General features: G+C 59.7%; 16 protein-coding genes. 8 read left to right on the top strand and 8 right to left on the bottom strand.

The annotated features are described in order from the left end of the window. Positions 1-19 precede the first annotated feature (19 nt). The 3 genes from KUL77_RS08955 to KUL77_RS08945 are packed head-to-tail and all read left to right on the top strand — an operon-like array spanning position 20 to position 4,670. Positions 20-1,312 (top strand): YaiO family outer membrane beta-barrel protein, encoded by a 1,293-nt coding sequence (locus tag KUL77_RS08955; RefSeq protein WP_297145954.1) that lies wholly within the window; start codon positions 20-22, stop codon positions 1,310-1,312. Next, positions 1,309-3,714, top strand: coding sequence for an LTA synthase family protein (locus tag KUL77_RS08950; protein ID WP_297145952.1), 2,406 nt, complete (start codon positions 1,309-1,311; stop codon positions 3,712-3,714). Before KUL77_RS08955 ends, KUL77_RS08950 begins: the two co-directional genes overlap by 4 nt. A 2-nt stretch (positions 3,715-3,716) precedes the next feature. Beyond that, the gene (locus KUL77_RS08945) at positions 3,717-4,670 is read left to right on the top strand and encodes a hypothetical protein (protein ID WP_297146047.1); all 954 of its coding nucleotides are present in this window, start codon (positions 3,717-3,719) and stop codon (positions 4,668-4,670) included. A gap of 55 nt (positions 4,671-4,725) precedes the next feature. Here KUL77_RS08945 and KUL77_RS08940 read toward each other — a convergent pair whose 3' ends face one another. From KUL77_RS08940 to KUL77_RS08930, 3 genes are all read right to left on the bottom strand, one after another. Next, positions 4,726-7,800: a TonB-dependent receptor gene (locus tag KUL77_RS08940; RefSeq protein WP_297145950.1), complete on the bottom strand. Its 3,075-nt coding sequence runs from the start codon at positions 7,798-7,800 to the stop codon at positions 4,726-4,728. A gap of 86 nt (positions 7,801-7,886) precedes the next feature. Further along, the gene (locus KUL77_RS08935) at positions 7,887-8,948 is read right to left on the bottom strand and encodes a FecR domain-containing protein (protein WP_297145947.1); all 1,062 of its coding nucleotides are present in this window, start codon (positions 8,946-8,948) and stop codon (positions 7,887-7,889) included. Beyond that, on the bottom strand, positions 8,926-9,498 hold the full coding sequence (locus tag KUL77_RS08930) for an RNA polymerase sigma factor (protein WP_297145944.1): 573 nt from the start codon (positions 9,496-9,498) through the stop codon (positions 8,926-8,928). Before KUL77_RS08930 ends, KUL77_RS08935 begins: the two co-directional genes overlap by 23 nt. A gap of 95 nt (positions 9,499-9,593) precedes the next feature. On the opposite strand from KUL77_RS08930, the gene KUL77_RS08925 reads away from it, so the two are divergent. Further along, positions 9,594-11,582, top strand: a complete 1,989-nt coding sequence (locus tag KUL77_RS08925; RefSeq protein WP_297145942.1) for an isoaspartyl peptidase/L-asparaginase — start codon at positions 9,594-9,596, stop codon at positions 11,580-11,582. A 5-nt stretch (positions 11,583-11,587) separates the two neighbouring features. On the opposite strand, the gene KUL77_RS08920 is transcribed toward KUL77_RS08925, so the two are convergent. Next, positions 11,588-12,556 carry a LysR family transcriptional regulator gene (locus KUL77_RS08920; RefSeq protein ID WP_297145939.1) on the bottom strand — a complete coding sequence of 323 codons (969 nt, stop codon included), beginning with the start codon at positions 12,554-12,556 and terminating at the stop codon, positions 11,588-11,590. Between the two features lie 109 nt (positions 12,557-12,665). Between KUL77_RS08920 and aceB the strand changes: the two genes are divergently transcribed. Continuing rightward, positions 12,666-14,294: a malate synthase A gene (aceB, locus tag KUL77_RS08915; protein WP_297145936.1), complete on the top strand. Its 1,629-nt coding sequence runs from the start codon at positions 12,666-12,668 to the stop codon at positions 14,292-14,294. Between the two features lie 10 nt (positions 14,295-14,304). Then, entirely contained in the window at positions 14,305-15,603 is a 1,299-nt protein-coding gene (aceA, locus tag KUL77_RS08910; RefSeq protein WP_297145934.1) for an isocitrate lyase, read from the top strand. A gap of 26 nt (positions 15,604-15,629) precedes the next feature. Here the strand turns inward: aceA and KUL77_RS08905 are convergent, their stop codons facing one another. Further along, the gene (locus tag KUL77_RS08905) at positions 15,630-17,144 is read right to left on the bottom strand and encodes a YifB family Mg chelatase-like AAA ATPase (protein ID WP_297145931.1); all 1,515 of its coding nucleotides are present in this window, start codon (positions 17,142-17,144) and stop codon (positions 15,630-15,632) included. Between the two features lie 11 nt (positions 17,145-17,155). Further along, entirely contained in the window at positions 17,156-17,425 is a 270-nt protein-coding gene (locus KUL77_RS08900; RefSeq protein ID WP_297146045.1) for an accessory factor UbiK family protein, read from the bottom strand. A 177-nt stretch (positions 17,426-17,602) separates the two neighbouring features. On the opposite strand from KUL77_RS08900, the gene KUL77_RS08895 reads away from it, so the two are divergent. Continuing rightward, positions 17,603-17,941, top strand: coding sequence for a P-II family nitrogen regulator (locus KUL77_RS08895; RefSeq protein ID WP_297145929.1), 339 nt, complete (start codon positions 17,603-17,605; stop codon positions 17,939-17,941). Positions 17,942-17,980: 39 nt separating this feature from the next. On the opposite strand, the gene KUL77_RS08890 is transcribed toward KUL77_RS08895, so the two are convergent. Next, entirely contained in the window at positions 17,981-19,876 is a 1,896-nt protein-coding gene (locus KUL77_RS08890; RefSeq protein WP_297145927.1) for a diguanylate cyclase, read from the bottom strand. 94 nt (positions 19,877-19,970) lie between these two features. Continuing rightward, positions 19,971-20,825, bottom strand: a complete 855-nt coding sequence (gene speE, locus KUL77_RS08885) for a polyamine aminopropyltransferase (protein ID WP_297145925.1) — start codon at positions 20,823-20,825, stop codon at positions 19,971-19,973. Positions 20,826-20,937: 112 nt separating this feature from the next. Between speE and KUL77_RS08880 the strand changes: the two genes are divergently transcribed. Beyond that, positions 20,938-22,125 carry an aminotransferase class I/II-fold pyridoxal phosphate-dependent enzyme gene (locus KUL77_RS08880; RefSeq protein WP_297145922.1) on the top strand — a complete coding sequence of 396 codons (1,188 nt, stop codon included), beginning with the start codon at positions 20,938-20,940 and terminating at the stop codon, positions 22,123-22,125. Positions 22,126-22,204: the final 79 nt, after the last annotated feature.

Here is a 22,204-nt window from a genome sequence, read left to right as displayed (position 1 = left end):
TAATTTGAAGGAAGCGACCATGAGTTTGCTGTTGTTGGCTGCGCTACAAGCGGCAGGAGTGGCGGGGGGTGTCCAAACGGCGCCTACTCCAGTACAAGAAGTGGTGCAAGCGGCAACGCCAGCGCCAGCGTTGGGGTATGAAGACCAGCTTCGCCAAGCGCGAACGTTGGCCACATCAGGTGACCCGACGCAGCGTGAGCAGGCCATTAGTGTGTACAACGCAATGCTGCAAACCTCGCCTGAGAACAGCGACGTGCTGTTGGCGCGAGGGCGCACGTTCGCGTGGATGGGGCGCTACACAGAAGCCGAGACGGATATGCGTGCGGTAACGACCCGCAAGCCTGATTATGCCGATGCTTGGTCGGCGCTGGGTGATATGTACTTATGGAGTAATCGCCCGCAACAGGCGGCTGAGGCGTATGGCCATTGGATCGCGTTAGTACCAGACAGCAGTGAAGCGCTAATTGCACGTGGCCGCGCTTGGCGCTCGGCCGGGCAAATGGAGCAGGCGCGCGCTGATTTCGCTGCAGCAGGAGCGCATGGCGCAGACGCGGCGCAGGTAGCAAGCTTGAACGACAGCACGATCATTCAACTGGCGCAACCGGATGCATTTCTCGCCGACGGTTACACGTGGCAGTTACGCGCGGGGCTGGATAGCACCGGCTTTAGCGGAGGCCGTGACCGTTGGTTGGACGCCAATGTATCGCTACGACGCAAATTTGCACGCGGCTCACTGGCTTTGGAAATGCTCAACGCCAACAACTTCAAGCGCAGCAATAGCGCGTGGGCGCTGGATGGCTATGTCAGTTTGTGGCCACGCGCCTATGCCAATGTGCGCTATCAGGTGGGCCCATCCAGCGGAATTTTGCCGCGTGATGCGTGGCGCGTGGAAGTCTTTCAAGGTGTGGGTAGCGGCTGGGAGGTGTCTGCCAGCATCGATCACTTGCGGTATAGCTCCGACACCGAGTTTTATGGCATCGGTGTGGGGCGCTACACAGGCAATTGGTATTTCCGTTACAAGCTCCAGCACGTTCCCGGTGTTGGCTCAGGAAGTTGGAGCCATCGCGGCGTGGCGCGCAATTACTATCGCGGCAATGCCGATGATTACATTGAAGTTAGTGCCAGCACCGGACGCAGTTCGGACTTGGATCGGCTTGGCGCACTTGTACGCAATAGCAACGCTTCCTTCGGTGTGAATTGGGTGCGTTACTTCAAGCCGAATTGGGGCGTAAAGCTGGGCGCGGGCTATTCTGATGACGCCGATGGCTTCAACGAGCACGATATTTCCATCGCCCTGTATCGACGCTGGTGAGACGCACAAATGCGCCCGCCGCCGCACCTAGCGGGCACGATTCTGCGGCTTCCCGGTTTCTTGCGGCGCTCCCCGCGCTGCTGCTGGCGCAATTGCTGTTTGCTGGAGTAGCTGCGGGCCGGGCGCTAACAGGCAGCGACGGCGGGTTCTCCGTGCTCGCGTTGGCGGTGGGCAACCAGCTGCTATTTTTGCTGCGCGCGCTGCCACTACTTTTTTTGCTGAGCTGGCCGTTATTGCGCGTGCAAAAACAGACGTTGCGGCTGGGGCTTTTAGCCGCGCTATGGTCGCTGTTTATTGCGCTGGAATTTGCATTGGAGCAGTACTTCCTTACCGCGCGGGTTGCGCTTGGGGCGGATTTATTTGGCTATCGCCTTGATGAAATTCGCACAACAGTAGGGGGCGCTGCCGAAGATGGGTTTGGCATTGGTGCATGGCTCAATCTCGTGCTGCCGCTGGTACTGCTATGGGCCGGTATCTATTGGAACAAGTGGAAGGTGGTCGCATCTGCGTGGGTGCTGGGTGTTTTGTTGGCCGCCGGGATTGGCGCTTGGCTGCTGCCAGCGGCCGTGGGCGTGCAGGGGCTGCGCAGCGAGTCGGCGCGCCTTGTTGCCACCAGTAAAGGGGCTTTCTTTGTTGCAGATACGCTGCGCTATTGGCGAAGTGCGCCGGCAACTATTGCCGCACCATCTCCAGCGTTAAGCAGCAGTGATGCAAAGACTGCGACAGAAAAACAGCTCGACCCGCGCTATCCCTTTTGGCATGAAGAAACAACGCCCGATACGCTGGGGCCGTATTTTTCAGCCACCCAAAATGGGCAGCCACCGAATATCGTGTTGATCGTGGTGGAGGGATTGGGGCGCTCCTTCTCCGGACCCGACGCGACACTTGGCAGCTTTACACCCTTTTTAGATCAGTTGGCCGGACAGAGTTTGTATTTCGACAACTTCATGGCCAACCAAGGGCGCACGTTTGGCGTACTGCCCTCGCTACTCGGCTCGTTACCTGTGGCCGAGCAAGGGTTCGCCGAACTTGGGCCAAAAATGCCAGCGCATGTGGGGCTGTTCAACGTGCTGCACCGGCAGGGCTACCACAGCACCTTTTATTTAGGCACCGACAGCAAGTTCGATAACGAACGCGGCTATCTTCAATTGCAAGAGATCAACAAAATTGTGGATCTACGCAATTTTGGTAGCGGCTACCAAAAGAACCCATTTAGCGAATGGGGCTATCCCGATCGTGAGCTGGTGTCACGGGTGCTGGCCGACAACGCGAACCAGCAGACGCCGTTCGTGCAAGGGATACAAACCATCAGCATGCACACGGCTTATGAGTTTCCGGGGCAGGCCGAGTACAAACAGCGCGTCGAGCAGCGGCTCGATGCACTCGGTATTCCGGCGATTCGGAAGTTTGAATACCGCGCTCATGTGGATATTTATAGCGCGATTCTCTATACCGATGACCAACTGCGGCGCTATTTTGAATCTGTCAAAAAGACCGCGTGGTATCCCAATACGATCTTTATTGTTACTGGCGATCACCGCCTCGCGGAGCTTCCGCAGGATACGCATATCGAGCGCTATCACGTGCCGCTGCTGATCTACTCGTCTTTGTTGAAGAAGCCTGCGCGGATCAAGGCGGTGTCGTCGCATGTGGATGTCACGCCCTCGCTACTGGCGCTGCTGGCGCATACCTATGGGCTGAAACGCCCAGAGCGCGTGACGTGGGTAGGTACGGGCTTGGATATGGCCACGCATTTTCAAAGCACACATAGTTTTGTACTGAAGCAAACCAAAACCAGCGTGCCGGATTTTGTGGATGGCCGTTGGTTCTTGCACGATGGCCAGCTGTTTGAACTTGGTGATGGTATTCGCGCTTCCGCAGTGGACGATCGAAGCACACTAGACAAAGTGCAACAGCACTTTGTGCGCTACCAAGCCGACAACGCCAGTTTCTTGCAGCGCCTCGCGCTCTCACCCGACGGCGCCACGCCGCCGCTGGTGGCGTTCAATAGTGCGGTGGAAGCCCCGCCTTCAGTGGATAGCTTAGCGTTGGCGGCGCAGCCTCCTGGGCTTGCGCTAGAAGAAGTGAAATTAGAGCGAACGGGACGCAATGCCGCACAGATCGTGGCGACGTATGTCAACGGCGATAACGCGGCGTCCCGCATCTTCACGCCCTTGGCTGTTTTGACCGGAGGAGATGGGCGCGAACTGGGTGAAGGCTACGGCACTTCGATTCAGTTGAATGCACACGAACGGCGCGAGGTGCTGTTCTCCATCACCTTGCCGTCGCTCTCACCCGGGCGCTATTTTGTTTCAGTGCTGGCATCGGACCCGGATAGCGGAAAATCGTTTGGTCGGGGCCGTTATCACATTCCATTGGATATCGCGGAGGCAGTGCAGTGAGCATGTGCAAAGGCCACTTCGGTGGAATTGTTTTAGCGCTCTTTCTGCTGCTGGGTACGGCGCGCGCGCAGCAGGCGCACGCACCGTCGCGTGCGGTGTGGACGTGGGAGGAAGACTCTTATGCGATGTTGGAATCCAAGCAGGTTGCAGAAGAAGCACTGACGTTTATGCAGCGCAAGGGTATCAATATCATCTATCTGTACGCCGATGCATTTGAGAAGCGAAACCTGATCGAAAGCCAGCCACAGCTGTACCGCGACTTCATTAGCGCGGCGCACAAGCGTGGCATTCAAACCTATGCGCTGCTGGGCTCTTGGTATCTGCACACCGAGCGCTATGTGTTACCAAAATATCGTCGCACCGCAAATGCGATGACCCAGCGTGTATTGGATTACAACGCGGCCGCCGCACCAGAGCAGCGTTTTGATGGCATCAACTATGATATCGAACCGCATTTGCTGGACGAGTGGGAGGACGCCACGCGGCCGCGCTTGCTGAGAGGCTTTTTGGAGCTCACGGCGGCGATGATGGAGGCCAAGCGCAAATCGGGGCAAACGCTGTTAATTGGCCCGGCGATGCCGTTTTGGTGGGATGGCATTACCCTAGAGTGGCACGGCAAGCGCAAGACAGTGGCCGAACATGTGACCGGCATGACAGATTATGTGGCGCTGATGGATTACCGCAATTTTGCCGAAGGCCGCGACAGTATTTTGTCGCACGCACAGGCCGAGATGCAGTACGCAAAACAGGTGGGAAAGAAAGTGGTCATCGGCCTTGAGTTCAACAAAGGTGAGCCTGCCAAGTTGAGCTTTTATGGCATGAGCGAAGCGGCATTCGAAACCGAGGCCAAGAAGGTTGAAGCGGCCTATCACGGCAATGCGGCATTTGCTGGCTTTGTGTTTCACCATTACCAAGGCTATCGCCGCTTCGTGGGTGAGCCGGTACCGAAGGAATAGCGCATAAAAAACGCCCCGGAAAACCGGGGCGTTAGGTACAGCAGGTGCAGTGAAATTACAGCGGTGCGCCGCCGAATTTGTAGGTGAGCTGGATAAAGTAGCTGCGGCCGATCGAATCGAACCACGAGGTGTCGTAGTACGGATACGCAGACCAAGTTGCGTCTTTCGGCGGCATCTTGTCGAGCAGGTTGTTGACGGTCAGCGCTACGCGGAAATGGCTGCTGATGTCATAACGGGCGGTGCCGTTAAGGCGCCAGGTAGCTTCGGTCCACGCATCGTCGTCGTAGTTGGGTACGCGGCCTAGGTAGTTGCCGAACAGGCTGGCGCCCCATGCATCCTTGTCCCAGCTCACGCCCAGATTGGACTTCACGCGCGGTAGCGCTGGGCTGTAGGAGCTGTAGTCCAACATGTCTTGGGTGGGGTCACCGGGGAACTGTTGGAAGCTATGCTTTTGCACCCATGTGTAGTTGCCGCTGAAGCGGAAATTACCTGCTTGGGCAGTTTGTAGGCGGTAGTTCGCGGTGACATCAAGGCCAGAGGTTTGCTCGTTGGCGATATTGATGGGCCCAAATAGCACGCTGGTGATATCGCCGCTGCTATCACGAACAACACGGGCGATAGCGTCCTGACATGTCGGCGAGTTGATGTCCACACTGGCGCCGGAGTCGGTAGTACCTAAGCGGCAGTTGGCTTCGGTAATCCGCAGCAACTCACGGTCTTGGGTTTGAACTTGGTTGGCGATTTTGATGCGATAGTAATCCACCGCAAGGTCGAAGCTGGCGCTGGGCGACCATACAAACCCAACGGAAGCCGACGTGCTGGTTTCCACGTCCAGCTTGCGGTTGCCGCTGTAAACATCGCGGGTGCTGATATCCCAGCTGCCGTCGTCATAGCAATCGCCATCGCTCATGCTGGGGTCGTCGCTGCGGCAGGTGAAGTAGTCCGTTGATGTTTTGCGGTAGTAGTCGTTACCCGCGAACAGATAGTGCATGTCGGGTGCACGGAAGCCGGTGCCGTAGGAGCCCCGCACAAGCAAGGTGTCCAGCGGGCGCCATTCAAGGCCCATGCTGTAAGTGAATTTGCCGGGGTTCTCGCCGCCATAGCTGTATTGATCATAGCGCCCAGCAAGGCTGGCCTGCAGCGTATTAAGCAGCGGCATACGCAGCTCAGAGGCCACGCTCCAGCGATTGCGGCTACCGCTACCATCGCCATAACGGGGGCCGAAATAGGCGTCGGCGGTCAGGGCCAGGGGATCGGGATTGATGCGGTAGGTCTGGCGGCCATATTCAACGACGCCTGCAAAACCAGCATCACCGGCGGGTAGGGTGAACAGGGCCGAGTTATCGAAAGTGAAGCTGAGGTTGTCGTTTTGGGCCTTGGGGCGGAATGTGGACATGGCCGCCATGGAGGCGAATTCGGCCTCGGTGAGCGGTTTGAATAGACGGTCCGGATCCGACGCATAGATCGCGTAGCCGTCGGCGTCATAGCCAAGGCTGTTGCCGAGGAAAAACTGGTTAGCCACATCCGTTTTGATACGCGGCATCTTCACGATGGCCTTGTACTGGGAGTGGTTGTATGCAGCTTCCCAATTCCAATCTTCACCAAAGAAGCCCTTGAAACCCGTTGTGAGGGCGATGGTCTTTTCGGTGGTGCTATTCATTCGGTTTTTCAGGCCGCCCACTTCTTCGGGGCTAAATTGGCGCTGCCAAACTTCAATATGGCCGGTGTTGGCGTTGTAGAACCGCCCACGGTTGCTGCCGGTGGCATTGGCGTCTTGGAACTGCCAGCCCATATTGTCGCTCACATCGTCGCTGGCGCCGTTGCCGGTCATTAGTTTGACTTCTTGGTGACCTAGTTGGACGTCTGCAAACCACGACAAGCTGTCGTTGATACGGTACTCAAACGAGCCGTAGGCGGTGACGCCTTTGCGCTGGTTGTTGATCGTGCGCTGAGCGATCACGCTGTCGCTGCCGCAGTAGGGCTCGCCGTAGCCGTCGCTGGCAAGAATGGTGCTGCCGCCATTCAGGCCAGCCAGTGCGCTGCAGTCGCCGTTAGGCGACATGGCGACGTCGTCATCCCAGTCGTAGCGACGTGCGACGAGGGTAGGAAGGCGGCTGTCTTCTGTCGGGCCGTCTAATGTGGAGTCTTGGATGTTGCGCTGATAGCCCCACAGCGGGCGCTGATCGACGAACTCAAGGCCCACGATGCCGGTGAACGCGCCGCGCTCAAAACCGGAGGTGAAGGTGAGGTTATGGGATTGTCCGCCGCCGTGTTGGGTGTCGCCGTAGCGGTAATCAATGGTGGCACCGTCGGTAGATTTCTTCAAAATGAAGTTGATCACACCGGCCATTGCGTCCGAACCGTACACCGCCGAGGCGCTGCCGGTGAGGATTTCGACGCGGTCGATCATGCCCAGCGGGATATTACCGATATCGGTGAAGTTGCTCTTGCCGTTCAGCGGTAGCGGGAAGTCGGCGATGCGGCGACCGTTGATCAGCACCAAGGTGTGGTTGGGGCCAAGGCCGCGCAGGTCCACTGCCTGTGCGCCGGGGGTGGACTGTGCACCGGTGGTGTTCTGCTGGCCCTGCACGGTGCCGCTGTTTTGGCTGAGCGAGCGCAGCACGTCGGGCACGGTGGTGAAACCAGCGGCTTGGATCTGCGCCGAGGTGACCACGGTGATCGGCGCCGGGCCTTCGATCTGCGCGCGCGGGATACGCGAGCCGGTGACCTGTATGGCTTGCATATTGGTGACCGGCGCATCTGCTTCCGCTTGCGCGGGTTTGCTCTGCGGTGCTGGGCGGGCGGCGGCGGGTTTGGGGGCCGATGCTGCGGCAACGATCATTACTGCGCCGGAGGCGTCACGCTTGGCGGCAAAGCCGCTGCCTTTAAGTAGATGATCCAGTGCCTGCGGCGAGGCCGCTTGGCCGCTAAGGCCTGCGCTATGTGCGCCTTTGAGCTGATCGGCGCGGTACACCAGTTGCGTGCCAGACTGGCGCGCGTAGGCATCCAGCGCCGAGGCGAGATCACCCGCCGCGATATTGATGGGGGCGGCGGTCTGTGCCTGGGCCGCCAAGGCAGCGGAACAGGCCAGCGACAGCAAGAGCAGGCGGTATGGGCGTGACGATTTCATGTGGAGGTTCCCCAGGGTGCGCCGGATTTGGCGCTGTTATGGTTGGTGACGGACAGAGAGCAAAAATCCCGCCTAGTTTGGCTGATTCAACGCGAATGCAACACGATTTGGGCGCTGGAATAGTCTGCGCGTATTGGGAACCCAACTTCCAGTAGGCGGGCAAAGCCTTCTTCGTTATCCCAGCGAAAACTACCGCCAATCTGCAAATTGGCCGCTTCCGCGTCGGCAACGACCAGCTTGCGCGCGTTGAAGCGGTTAAATTCTGTGACGACTTCAGTCAATGTGGCGTCACGGAAGACCAGTAAGCCGTTTTTCCAGTCGAGCAGGTGCTGGGCTTCCGCTAACGGCAGACTGCGCACCAAGACATCACGGCCGTGGATCAGTGCCACGCTACCCGCTGGAAGTAGGGCCGACGGCGTTGAAGAGGCTGTGCTGGCGGGTGACTCCAAGCGCACGGTACCTTCGGTGACGACAACACGCAGTTCATCTGGGGCGCGCCGCACCGAAAAGCGGGTGCCCACCGCGATGGCGTGATAGCCCTCAGCCTCCACACTAAACGGCCGCTGTGGGTCTTTGGCGACATCAAAAATCGCCTCGCCCTGATGCAGCGAGATGTTGCGCGCTTGGTGCGAAAGCTGGACGTCAACGCGGCTATTGCTCGCAAGAGTGATATGCGAGCCGTCGGCCAGCGGTTGGGTTTGGATTTCCCCTAGTGCCGTATTAAAGGCATATACCGTAGCGGGGGGATGGCGTTCCCACATGGCGGTTGCACCGAACGCGCAGCATGCGAGTGCGGCGGCGATTGCGTAGTGGTGGGTACGTTTTACGGGAGTACGTGCGCGCGGGCGAAATGTAGCGTGCAGCATTTGGTCGCGGCGCAGGCTGGGTGCGGCTTGTTTGCGCGGCGGTGGTCCGCTGCCGCGCTGCCCGGCCGCAAGCGCCTGCAGGCGGCCGCTCTCCTGCCACGCGGCCTGCAGGCGTAGAAACGCGATGCGGTGTTGGGTAGCCGCCCGCAGCCATAGCTGCAGTGCGGCTTCGTCTGCGTCTTGCCAATGCCCACTATTGCGGCGCGCCAGCCACTCGGCGGCGGCCTGCTCGATGCTCAGGCTGTCCTTGGGCGCGGCATTAGTCGGCGTGGCGTTGGGCATCACGGCTTTCGTCCAAGAGCGCTGAATGAAGAGGAGACTCGGGCGTGCCGTACAGCGCATCGGCGAGCAAACGCATTCCTTTTGCGATATGTTTTTCCACAGTTTTTTCACTAATTCCCAAACGTCGCGCCACTTCTTTTTGGGAGAGTTCTTCTACTCGGCGTAGCCACACGACCTCGCGACAACGGTCGGGAAGCTGATCAAACGCAGCGGATAGGTGATGCAAGGCTTGCCGCCCACCGCACCAGCGCTCCGGTGATACTTCATCCAATAAGACGTGCGAAGGTTCAAAATCACCCATTGGTTCGATCGAGACCACTTTGCTGCGACGCAGACGGTCGGTCATCAAGTTGCGTGCACAGGCAAATAAAAAGGCTTTGGGGTTGCTGGGAAAGCCTTTGGCCGCAGCCTCATAGGTACGCGCATACACCTCTTGGCGTAGATCATGTATCTCATCGCGTTGCGGCCAGTGGCGCTGCAGCAAGCGCGTGAGCGCCGCCTCATGGATCAGGATGTCCCGTATGAACCACTGGTCGATGATGTTCTCCATATGCCTAAGATAGCGAAACTTGGCAGTCGCGTGCGGGGGGAAATCCGTGTACGTTCGTCTAAACCCTTATCACCCCAAAAACGGATAAGAAGACGATGAAAAAACGGTGCTCCGGTTGGTCGATTCTGTTTGCAGCGGTTATGGCGGCACTGCCCGCTTCAGCGGCATGGGCTGCAAGTACGGCCGACTATTACGTGCTTGGGAACCCGGCCGCCAAGACACCGGGCAAGGTGCAGCCGGGGCTGTTGCTCGTGGGCGGGGGCGATCGCAATTACGACGCGATGCGCTGGTTTATGAAGAAGGCAGGCAATGGCCACATCGTGGTGCTGCGTGCGTCTTTGGGTGGCCAGATCGGCGAGGAATTCTTCAATAAAGTCGGCGGCATCCAGTCGGTTGAAACCTTTGTCTTCAAGGATCGCGAATCGTCGAGTGATCCAAAAATTCTCGCAGCGCTGAAGCATGCCGACGGCATTTTTATTGCCGGTGGCGATCAGTCGCGCTACGTGCGTTTCTGGCGCGGTACGCCGGTGGCGAAAGCGCTGGATGACCACGTGCGGGCGGGCAAGCCGCTGGGGGGCACCAGTGCGGGGCTGGCGATTCAAGGTGAGTATCTCTACGGCGCAATGGACGGCGGCAGCATCACCAGCCCGCGCGCGCTGGCCGATCCAATGGGCGATAGCAATACCATCGAAACGGGATTTTTGAATTTTAGTTTGCTCGAAGGCGTGGTCACCGATACCCACTTCAGCGAGCGTGCGCGGCTAGGGCGGCTGGCGGCGTTTCTGGCCAAGAGTGAAGAAGTGGCGGGGCGTTCGCTGCTGGGGCTGGGCGTAGATGAGAGCGCGGCCGTTGCGGTGGAGGGCGATGGACGGGCACGCGTGTACGCCACGGTGCCGGGGGCTGGGGCCACCATCGTGCGCGGCAACTTTAGCGCGAAGCAGGTCGCGGACAAGGCGATGCAGCTTGAACGCTTAGATACCGTGGGTGTTGATAAGCATTCAACCTTGCATCTGCCCTCGGGTGAAGTCGAGCGGCCCGCATTCAACCGCCACTATGCCGTACGCGATGGGGTGCTGGTGGCACTGGATACGCCGATGCTGGTGATCCACGGCGGCGCAGGTGTGGAGCCGGGCGATCTCACGCCGGAGGAAGAAGAGGATGTGCGCAAAGCCCTGAAGAAGGCGCTGCGGATGGGCTATGCCAAGCTGCAAACCGGTGCAAGTTCGGTGGATGCCATCGTCGATGCCATCAAGGTGCTGGAAGACGCGCCGCAGTTCAATGCGGGGCGTGGCGCGGTATTTACCCACGATGGCCGTAACGAGCTGGATACCTCGATCATGGACGGTACCAGTGGCAAGGCGGGAGCGGCGGCAGGGCTGCATAAGATAAAAAACCCGATTACGCTGGCGCGCGCCATTATGGACAAGTCCAATCATGTGATGATGATTGGCGACGGCGCTGAAATTTTTGCCAAAGAGCAGGGTGTTGAATTCGTCGATCCTGCTTATTTCCGTACGGAAAAGCGCTGGAATTCGCTGCAAAAAGCACTGCAGGAAGAGCAGAAAGCACAGGCGTCCAATACACCGCTGGTGCTGCCGGGCAAGGCCTATTTCGGTACGGTGGGCGCCATTGCGCTGGACGCACACGGCAATCTTGCGGCAGGGACGTCCACGGGCGGCATGACCAATAAGCGCTATGGCCGAGTGGGGGATTCGCCCATTATCGGTGCAGGCACTTGGGCCGATACCGGCTGCGCGTTCTCCGGCACCGGCTGGGGTGAGTACTACATTCGCAATGCCGCCGCGCACGAGGTCTGCGCGCGGGTACGGCTTGCCGGTGAACCATTGCCGAAAGCGGCCGATACGGTCATCAATAAAGTGATCCCCAAACAAGGGGGCGATGGTGGCGCAATCGTATTAGGGGCCGATGGCGTGCTGTCGTTTCCGTTCAACACCGGCGGGATGTACCGTGGCTGGATTGGCACCGATGGTGTGCCGCATGTGGCCATCTACAAAACCGATGATCTGGAAATGCCCGGTGACAAGCAGCCCGGCGAATTGCCGGATATCGCGATGGATTACTGAGGCGCTTAGCGTTCGGAATGCCCGCTCTCATCGTGGCTGCGCGATGAGAGCGCATCGGGCTTGATCAGCCCCACAAACGCGCGCGCTTGTGGCGATAGAAACTTGCCTTTGCGCATCACGATGCCGTAACTGCGTGGTGGAAACCAGCGCGCCAATGAGCGCGCCACCAAGCGCTGCCGGTCGGCGTCGGTTAGGCAGATGGCCGTCACGATGCTGATGCCCAGCCCCATCGACACATACTGCTTGATGACCTCCCAGCCGCCAACTTCCAGCGCCACGGTGTAGGGCACGCGGTTTTGTTGAAAGACTAGGTCCACCAGTCGGTAGGTGGTGAGCCGTTTAGGCGGGAGAATCAGCCCGTAAGGCGACAGATCTTGCAGGGTGAGCTCTGGCTTGTTCGCCAGGGGGTGCTCGGGCGGCGTAATCAGCATTGGATCGAAGCGATACACCGGCGTGTAGCTGAGGTCGCTGGGAACGTCCAACATCGAGCCTACCGCAAGATCCACCGCGTCGCTGCGCAGTAGATCAAGGCCGCTTGCGCCCGTGACGTTGTGCAGTGAGAGGCGCACGTCGGGATGTTTCTGCCGAAACGCATCCACGATCTCAGGGAGCAAATACAAAATGGTGGAGCTCCCCGCGGCAACGTGCAGCTCGCCTGCATCAAGGCCGCGCACCTGCTCACGAAACTGCGCGGCGATATTGTCTAGGCCTTCCACCAAAGGCCGCGCCATTTCGTAAAGCAGATCGCCTTCGCGGGTGGGCGTTAGGCGGCGGCCGCTGCGCTCAAATAATCGCGCACCGAGCTCGCGCTCAAGCGCCTGTAGCTGCAGGGTGATCGCGGGCTGGCTGAGATACAGCGCCTCGGCGGCGCGCGAAATAGAGCCGAGCCGTACCACCTGACAGAACGCACGCAGGGGCTTGAGGCGGGAGCCTTTGTAGGCAAAACGCAGTGCGGCAGGCGGCTTGGATGTCATGGTTTCAAAACATATTTATTTAATTTATACAAAACATTGATAAAACTCGTTTGTCAAATACTACACGCTAGCGGATGGTTGGTTTCCCCCATCATTACGGAGAAGCTTGATGTCTGCAGTGCTGCAAGAACGCCCCGCGTTGGGGGTGGAAGTGATCGCTCAGCTGGCTGGGCAAGAGGCTGTGCTCAATCCGGCTGCGCAGGAATTTTTAGCCGACCTACACCGCCGCTTTGACGGCACGCGTCAGCGCCTGTTGCAGGCCAGGCGCATGCGTCAGGCCGCATTTGATGCGGGTGCGCTGCCGGGGTTTCGCGCGGAAACGGCGACCATTCGCCAAAGTGAGTGGAAAGTGGCCCAAGCGCCCGCCGCGCTGCGCGATCGTCGCGTGGAGATCACCGGCCCGGCCGAAGCCAAGATGCTCATCAATGCGCTGAATTCTGGCGCCAACTGCTTTATGGCCGATTGCGAAGACAGCACCAGCCCAACCTGGGCGAATATGGTGAACGGCCAGCGCGCCTTGTGCGAGGCGGTGGCGGGAACGTTGTCGTTGACGGCTGAGAATGGCAAACACTATGCCCTCAAGCCAGAGGCCGAACGCGCGACGTTGATTGTGCGCCCACGCGGCTGGCATTTGGATGAAAAGCACGTGCGCGTGGACGGCCAGCGTTTATCGGGCGCGCTGTTTGATGCTGGGGTGTTCCTGTGGCACAACGCGCGTGCACTGGCGAGCAAAGATCGCGGCCCATACCTGTATCTGCCCAAGCTGCAATCGATGGAAGAAGCTCAGCTGTGGGAGAAGGTGCTTAGTCATATCGAACACTCACTGGCGCTGCCGCACGGGCAGATCAAGGTGACCGTGTTGATCGAAACCTTGCCGGCCGCGTTCGAGATGGACGAAATTTTGTTCGCACTCAAAGACCGCATCGTTGGGCTGAACTGCGGCCGCTGGGACTATATTTTTTCTTACATCAAAACGTTCCGCCGCCATCGCGACCGTGTGCTGCCCGAGCGCGGCCAAGTGGGTATGACCCAAGCATTTTTACGCGCTTATTCCGAACTGCTGATTCAAACCTGCCATAGGCGCGGCGCGCACGCGATGGGCGGCATGGCGGCGCAGATTCCCATTCGCGGTGACGAGGCCGCCAATACTGCAGCGCTCGCGCGGGTGCGTGCCGACAAGTTGCGTGAAGTCACTGCTGGCCATGACGGCACATGGGTGGCGCACCCGGCGCTGGTGCCATTGGCGCGGGAAGTGTTCGATGCGCGCATGCCGCAGGCCAATCAACTGCACGTTGCGCGCGAAGACGTCATGGTGGAGCGCGATGACTTGATCAAGCCTTGCCTTGGCACGATTACCCGCGTCGGGTTTGAAAACAATGTCGAGGTGTGCGTGCGCTATTTGGCCGCGTGGCTCGATGGCAATGGCTGCGTACCCATTCACCATTTGATGGAAGACGCGGCGACCGCTGAAATTGCCCGCGCCCAGCTGTGGCAGTGGCTGCATTTTTCCGATCACGGCGGCGACATGCTGCATTTAGATGACGGCACGCAGGTGGATTTCATGCTGCTTGAGCGCGCGCTGATTGGGCTTCCTAGCCGCCTCAACGCGATTCCCAACCTTCCCGGCGCCAGCCGTGTCAGCGAAGCGATCGGCATGCTCGATCGCCTCACCCACGCCGACGAATTGGCAGATTTCCTCACTGTTCCCGCTTACGAACGTATCGACTCATTCATTTAAGGAGCACGCCATGAAAACCCATTTTCCTACCGCTGAGCAGCTGAAGATCGATTGGGCCAATAACCCGCGCTGGGCCGGCATTACGCGTACCTATTCGGCCGAAGACGTGGTGCGCCTGCGCGGCACCGTGGCGGTTGAACATTCGTTGGCAAGGCACGGCGCCGAGAAGCTGTGGAAGTCGTTGCATCACGAAGATTTCGTCAACGCGCTAGGTGCGCTCACCGGCAACCAAGCCATGCAGCAGGTCAAGGCCGGATTGAAAGCGATCTACCTTTCTGGTTGGCAAGTGGCGGCCGATGCCAATGTGGCGGGGGAAATGTATCCCGACCAGTCACTGTATCCGGCCAACTCGGTGCCTCTGGTGGTCAAGCGCATCAACAACACCCTGCTGCGCGCCGACCAACTCAGCCACGCCGAAGGTGATAACAGTATCGACTATCTGCAGCCCATCGTGGCCGACGCTGAGGCGGGCTTCGGTGGCGTACTCAATGCTTTTGAGTTGATGAAGGCGATGATCGAAGCCGGTGCCGCAGGTGTGCACTTCGAAGATCAGCTCGCTAGTGTCAAAAAGTGTGGGCATATGGGCGGAAAAGTGCTGGTGCCAACGCGCGAAGCGATTGAAAAGCTCACCGCAGCGCGGCTGGCTGCCGACGTGATGGGCGTGCCAACGCTGATCGTAGCGCGCACCGATGCCGAAGCTGCCGATCTTCTCACCTCGGACGTGGACCCTAATGATCGCCCGTTTTGCACCGGCGAGCGCACCGTGGAAGGGTTCTACAAAACCCACAAAGGGTTGGATCAGGCCATTAGCCGCGGCCTTGCCTATGCTCCCTATGCGGATTTGGTGTGGTGCGAAACCGGCAAGCCGGACCTGGATTTTGCGCGTAAATTTGCCGAGGCCATTCACGCCAAATACCCCGGTAAGTTGCTCGCCTATAACTGCTCGCCAAGCTTCAACTGGAAGAAGAACCTAGACGACGTCACCATCGCGAAGTTTCAAAAGGAAATTGCCAGCTATGGTTACAAGTTCCAGTTCATTACCTTGGCCGGGTTTCATGCACTGAACTACGGCATGTTTGAGCTGGCGCACGGCTATGCGCGGCGGCAGATGAGCGCCTTTGTTGAATTGCAGGAAAAAGAGTTTGCCGCCGCAGACCGTGGCTTTACGGCGGTGAAGCACCAGCGCGAGGTTGGCACTGGCTATTTCGATGCGATCACGCAGACCATTCAAGGTGGGCAAAGCTCCACCGTAGCGCTGAAAGGGAGCACCGAAGAAGAGCAGTTCCACGGCGCGCGCGAGGCTGCCTAAAGAGGCAGGGCGGTGGCTAAGCAGGCTCAGGCCGCCGCCCTTGTACTCCCACGCTCCAGTGTGCGGTAGCCAATTGCTTCGCTTAGGTGGGGTGTTTCGATCTGCGCGCTGCCAGCAAGGTCGGCGATGGTACGGGCCACGCGCAAGATGCGGTGCAGCGAACGTGCAGAAAGCTGCAGCGCATCCACTGCGCGCTCAAGCAGTAATGAATCACGCGTTTCTAAGCGGCAGAACGCATTGGTTTGTGTTTGGCTAAGCCGCGCATTGGGTGTTTCGCTACGTGTCTGCTGGCGCGCGCGTGCAGCGACCACGCGCGCACGCACGTCTGCGCTTGCCTCAACAGGGGGCGCATCGGTGCGCAGCGCACTGGGTGGCAAACGCGGTACTTCAATATGCAGATCGATGCGCTCCATCAGAGGCCCGGAAATGCGCGCGCGGTAGCGCTGGATCATCTCGGGCGTGCACAGGCAGCGCCCTGAAGGATCGCCGGCCCAGCCGCAGGGGCAGGGGTTCATGGCGGCAACCAGCTGAAAATTGGCGGGAAACTCACAATGCCGTGCGGCACGCGAAATGTGCACATGGCCCGATTCCAGCGGTTCGCGCAATACTTCTAACGCGTGCCTGCTCCATTCGGGGAGTTCGTCGAGAAACAGCACGCCGTTGTGGGCAAGAGAAATCTCGCCGGGCCGAGGGTCGGCGCCGCCACCGACCAAGGCCACGGCACTGGAGGTGTGGTGCGGGGCGCGAAACGGGCGCTGCCGCCAGCGGGTAAGGTCTAGTCCGCGGCCGCTGGTGGAAGCAATACTCGCCGCCTCCAGCGCTTCTGCCTGCGTGGGCGGCGGCAGAATGCCGCCAAGGCGCGAGGCCAGCAGCGTTTTGCCACTTCCCGGTGGGCCAATCAAAAGGAGGTGATGCGCGCCTGCGGCGGCAATTTCCAGTGCGCGCCGCGCTTGGGTTTGCCCGCGCACGTCGGCAAGGTCGGGTTCGGTGCTGGGGCGCTGCGGCAGTGGCTGCGCCGCAGGAAGTGATTTTCGCCCCTCTAGTGCCGCGCACACTTCCAGCAGCGTGCGCGCGGTGTGGGTTTCAACCGTTCCAGCCAATGCCGCTTCAGCGCCGTTATGCGGGGCCACAAGGAGTTTGCGGCCGGACTGGCCTGCCGCCAGCGCAGCGGCAAGTACGCCATCCACCTCGCGCAGCTCGCCGGTGAGCGCAAGTTCGCCCAAAAACTCCCAACCATCGAGCGCCGCAACTGGAATTTGCCCACTCGCCGCGAGAATGCCGAGGGCAATGGCTAGGTCAAAGCGGCCACCACTTTTAGGAAGATCAGCAGGAGCGAGGTTAATCGTGATACGACGTGCGGGAAACTCAAACTGGGCGCACTGAATGGCGGCACGTACACGATCTTTGGCCTCGCGCACGGCCGCCTCAGGTAGGCCAACGATCGACATCGCAGGCAGCCCCCCCGCGAGATGCACTTCGACCCGAATTTCAGGCGCGTGCACACCCACGCGCGCACGGCTGTGCACGATTGCAAGGCTCATGGTGGCGGCGCTTAGTGGCGGGGCGTGGTGCTATCGGCAGAGGCGGCGTCTGCCAGTTCGGTGAGCTGGCGCTCGAGAGCGTCTAGTTTTTCGCGGGTGCGCAAGAGTACCGCGCGCTGCACGTCAAACTCCTCGCGGGTGACAAGATCCAGCTTGCCAAGGCCTGCCTGCAGCACGGTTTTGAAGTTTTGCTGCAACTCGTCGCGGCCTTCGCGTAGGGCGGGCGGCACAAGGCTGCTGAGGCGGCGGGCGAGGTCATCCAGTTGCGAAAGATCGATCATGGGGGCGGTCATCATGGGGGTTCTCCTGCACGTGTGGCCAGCATGCCGCAAGGAGGGGCATGAACGCCGTCGGTGCAGGGCGCGGCGCGGCGTCAGAAAAATCTTAAATTACCAAGGATGCAGTATGCACGGAATAGTCAAGGTATGCTTTGACGCATTGATGAGGAGGCTTACAAGATGAAAATGGTCATGGCGGTGATTAAACCGTTCAAGTTGGACGATGTGCGCGAAGCGCTGGCCGATGTTGGCGTGGCCGGGATCACCGCGACGGAAGTGAAAGGGTTTGGCCGCCAGAAGGGCCATACCGAGCTGTATCGAGGCGCGGAATACGTGGTGGATTTTCTGCCGAAGATCAAGCTGGAAATCGCGGTGACCGATGATCAAGTGGACGCGGTGACAGAGGCGATTATCAAAGCCGCCGGAACAGGCAAGATTGGTGACGGCAAGCTCTTTGTTTGGGATTTAGAACGAGTGGTGCGCATTCGCACGGGCGAGCTGGATGGCGACGCGCTGTGATGTAGGTAAGACGCCGCCAGAATGCGGGCACAGGCGTCTTTAGAGCACAACCTGATTGCGGCCTTGCTGCTTGGCTTGATAGAGCGCCGCATCGGCGCGGGCAATCAGTTCTTCGCGCGTTTCATTCGGCTGGCCTTGGGCGATACCGATGCTGGTGGTGATCGGCAGCAGATCGTGGGCGATTTCAGGCAGCCGCATCATGCGGGTAGTTTGCAAAAGCCGGTCTGCGATCAGTTGTGCCTGCGCTGCATCGGTATTTGGGCAAATAATGATGAATTCTTCTCCGCCAATCCGCCCCAGCGCATCGTTGTCGCGCAGCTGTTCTTTCCAGCAGGCGGTGACTGTGCGCAGCACTTCGTCACCAATGGGGTGGCCGTGGCGATCGTTGATGGCTTTGAAGTAATCAAGATCCAGCATCATCACGCTGATGGGCTGCGCGTGTTGCTGAGTGCGCACAAGGTGACGATCGAGGGCCGCTTCAACCGCACGGCGGCTGAGCGTGCTGGTAAGCGGGTCGGTCATTGCAAGGATGCGTAACTGCTTGGCGCTGCGGATCTGTCGCAGAACAAGCACAAGTAGTGCAACTAGCAGCAGTACGCCAAGCGTAAGCGCGAGGATTTGCCAACGACGCTCACGTTCAAGCGATTGCACTTGCTTTTGCTGGCCCGCCGCTTCGGTGCGTAGTCGTTGGTTTTCAAATTCGCGGCGGCGAATTTCATACTCGTACTCAAGCAGCCGACTTTGCTCCAGCCGCATTTTTTGTTGCAAGCCCAGTTGCAGCGTGCTGTAGCGGCGGTAATCATTCAGTGCTTCTTTGCTGCGGCCAAGCGCTTCCTCGCTCGCCGCCTGCGCTTGGTAGAGCAAGGCAAGGTAACGTTCGTTGCCGTCGCGTTCGATCAGTGGCAGTGCCTTCTGATAGTAAGCAAGCGCTTCGGTATGTTGCCCTTTGCCTGCATGGGCTTGCCCGGTAAGCAGAAGCAGCATGTCTTGGCGCGGGTCGATTCCCGCCTCGGCATACGCGGCCTTGACCTCGGTGAGTGATTGCAATGCATTGTCGAACTGACCTTGGCTGATCTGCGCAGAGGCAAGCCCTAGTTTTGCGCCGCCGATATCGGTGGGGTCTTTGTGCTCGGTCGCCACGGCAACGGCTTGCTCAAAGGCCGCCAGCGATTTTTGCGGGTTGCCGGATTCGTCGTACAAAAATCCAAGTTGGATAAGATTGGTAACAGTGCGCGTCCAGTCTTGCTTGTCCTGCATGCGCTGTACGGAGGATTTGAAATAGCGTTCGGCCTGCGCCCAATCGCCAATGCGGCGATAGGTAATCGCTGACTGCAGCAGCAGTTCATCTAGGTCTTTGGTGATGCCAATGGCGCGGTAGCCTGCACGCGCGCGCTGGTAATCCAGCAGCGCTTTGGCTTGTTCGCCAAGTTCTGAAAGCAGGGTGCCGCGATAGAGGTATAGCTCCGAGAGCAGTTGTTGCTCGGGCGTGTCTTGCAAAAAGGCGATGATTTTATTGACCTCGGCAAGGCCCTGTTTGGTGCCGTGCAGGCGCAGGGTGTAGGCCGTGCGGCAGAACATCGCGCGTGCCTCAGAGGCGATGTCGCCCACCGCATGGGCGCGTTTAATGGCGTCATCGCTGTAGGCTAAGCCCTGCTTGGGGTCGCGCCAGTGTTGGCTGATGCAATACACCGAGCGAAATTGAATCTCGCGAGCGTGGTCACCGCCGGGGATCAATGTGCGCAAACGGTCTAGGTTGTCGTTGTAGAGCGTGGGCGCAAGATCCATGGAGTACGGCCCAACGAGGCGCTCGAGTACTTCATCAAACTGTGCTGCAGGCGTGGCCTTGGGATTTGGCGGGGCCGATTGCGCGCACGCCAAACCGATGCTCAATGCGAAGAGCATCGCCAGCAAGCGTGCTGCGAAAGATTGATCCATCCGGCCCCCTGATCCTAGATCAACAGAGGAACATACCGGGTGTGAAGAAAGTAAAACGTGCCGGGCATCGCAATTTGCAATGCCCGGTGTAACCTTACTCGGCGAGCGCCTTAGCCACGAACGGTGGCAGCACTTGCGCGCCCTTGTGCGCATCGGCGGTGTAGTAGAGCGTGTCGAAGCTCTTGCCGCGGGCATCGACCTCGCGGAAGCCGAAGTCGGCGTTCGTGTCCTTCTTGGCCATGGTGCAGCTCCACCAGCCGGTGGGATAGCAGGGCTGCGGGAACGGCAGGGTCTGGAAGCTGGCGAAACCGGCCTTGCCCATCTCTTCCCGCATTTCCTTGATCAGCTTGAGTAGGGCCAGCGGCGATTCACTCTGCTGCACCAAGATGCCGTCGGCCTTGAGTGCGCGATGGCAGCTTTCAAAGAACGCCTTGTTGAACAGGCCTTCGGCCGGGCCGACCGGGTCGGTGGAATCGACGATCACGATATCCACGCTGTTCGGCGCACAATTGGCCATGTAGGCGATGCCGTCGTCGAACAGCAGCTCGGCGCGCGGATCATTATTGGATTCGCACAGTTCCGGGAAATATTTCTCGGCCATCCGCGTGACTTGTTCGTCGATGTCGCACTGGGTCGCGCTTTCCACGCCCGGGTGGCGCAGCACTTCGCGCAGGGTGCCGCAGTCGCCGCCACCGATGATCACCACCCGCTTCGGCGCGGCGTGGGTGAACAGCGCCGGGTGCGCCATCATCTCGTGGTAGAAGAAATTGTCGCGGCTGGTCAGCATCATCGCGCCGTCGATCAGCATCACATTGCCCCAGTCGGTCGATTCATAGATCTCGATCTTCTGGAATGGCGACTGCACTTCATCCAGCTTGCGGGTGATGCGAAAGCCGATCGACGAGCCGGTGTGCTCGAAATTCTCATGCAGCCAGGTGGCGTCGGTCATGGCGAAATATCCTTTGATAAAGAAAGCTAGGGTGCGGATTGTAGCGGGAATCTAACGGTGGGCCGGTTATCCTTACCCGGATAGGAAGGGGCGGACTCCGCCACCGTCTTAAATGTTTTGGTATTTACAGAAGGCTATCGCATTGGAAATCGCGCACTTTGACACCTTAACCGCCGACCAGCTCCGTGCCGCCGGTAGCCGCAAATGGACGGCGTTCCCAGGCTGCATTGGCGCGTTCGTGGCGGAAATGGATTTCGGTATCGCGCCGCCGATTCGGCAGGCGCTGGATAAGGTGATGACCGATGGCCTCACCGGCTACCTTACCACCAAACTATTGCGGGATCTGCGCGAGGCTTGTGCCAGCTGGCAGCAGGCGCACCACGGCTGGGCGGTGGCTCCCGATGATATTCAGGTGATGCCCGACGTGCTGAGCGCGCTGGAGGTGGTGCTGCGGCATTTCCTGCCGGTCGGCACCCCGGTGGTGGTGCCGACGCCCTGCTACATGCCGTTCATCCCTATTTTGGAATGGTGCGGCAACCCGGTGCTGCAGCTGCCGATGCTGCGTGAGGGGGAGGGCTGGGTGATGGACGAAGCTGGGCTGGACGCCGCATTTGCTCAAGGGGCCGGTTTACTGCTGCTATGCAATCCGCATAACCCAATTGGCAAGGTTTTCTCTCGCGAAGAACTGCTGCGGATCAGCGCGATCGTCGAGCGCCACGGCGCGCGGGTGTTCTCCGACGAGATCCACGCGCCGCTGGTGTTTGAGGGGGCGCAGCATGTGCCGTATGCGGCGCTTAACGAGACCGCGGCGCAGCAGGCCATCACCGCGGTGTCGGCTTCCAAAATGTGGAATCTGGCGGGGCTTAAGTGCGCACAATTCGTGTTCACCCGCGACACGGACCGCGCGCTGTGGCGCAAGATCGGCCACCGCGTCAACGACGCCACCGCCACGTTTGGGGTGATCGCGCAAACGGTAGCGTGGGCGCAGGGCGAGCCGTGGCGGCAACAAGTGCTGGCCTATCTGCAGGGTAACCGCGATCTGCTGGCGCAGGAGCTGGCGGAGCAGCTGCCGCAGGTCGGCCATATTCCCGCGCAGGGCACCTATCTGGCGTGGCTGGACTGCCGCGCACTGGCGCTTACGCCCAGCCCGCAGCCGTTCTTTCTGCAACAGGCCAAGGTGGCGTTGACCGACGGCCGCGACTGCATGGGCGAGGGCCATGTGCGCTTCAACTTTGCCCTGCCGCGGCCGCTGCTGGCACAGGCCGTGCATCAGATGGCGCAGGCGGTTGTGGCGCGCTAAGCGTTTAGCCTGAACGCGGGATCGGGTAGCGCATGCACGAGGGGGCTACAATGCGCCTCCTCTAGTGTTGTTGGTGTGG

Origin of the sequence: Thermomonas sp. (genome assembly GCF_019104945.1) — a bacterium.
GTDB lineage: Bacteria > Pseudomonadota > Gammaproteobacteria > Xanthomonadales > Xanthomonadaceae > Thermomonas.
This window is presented reverse-complemented; position numbering and strand designations above follow the sequence as displayed.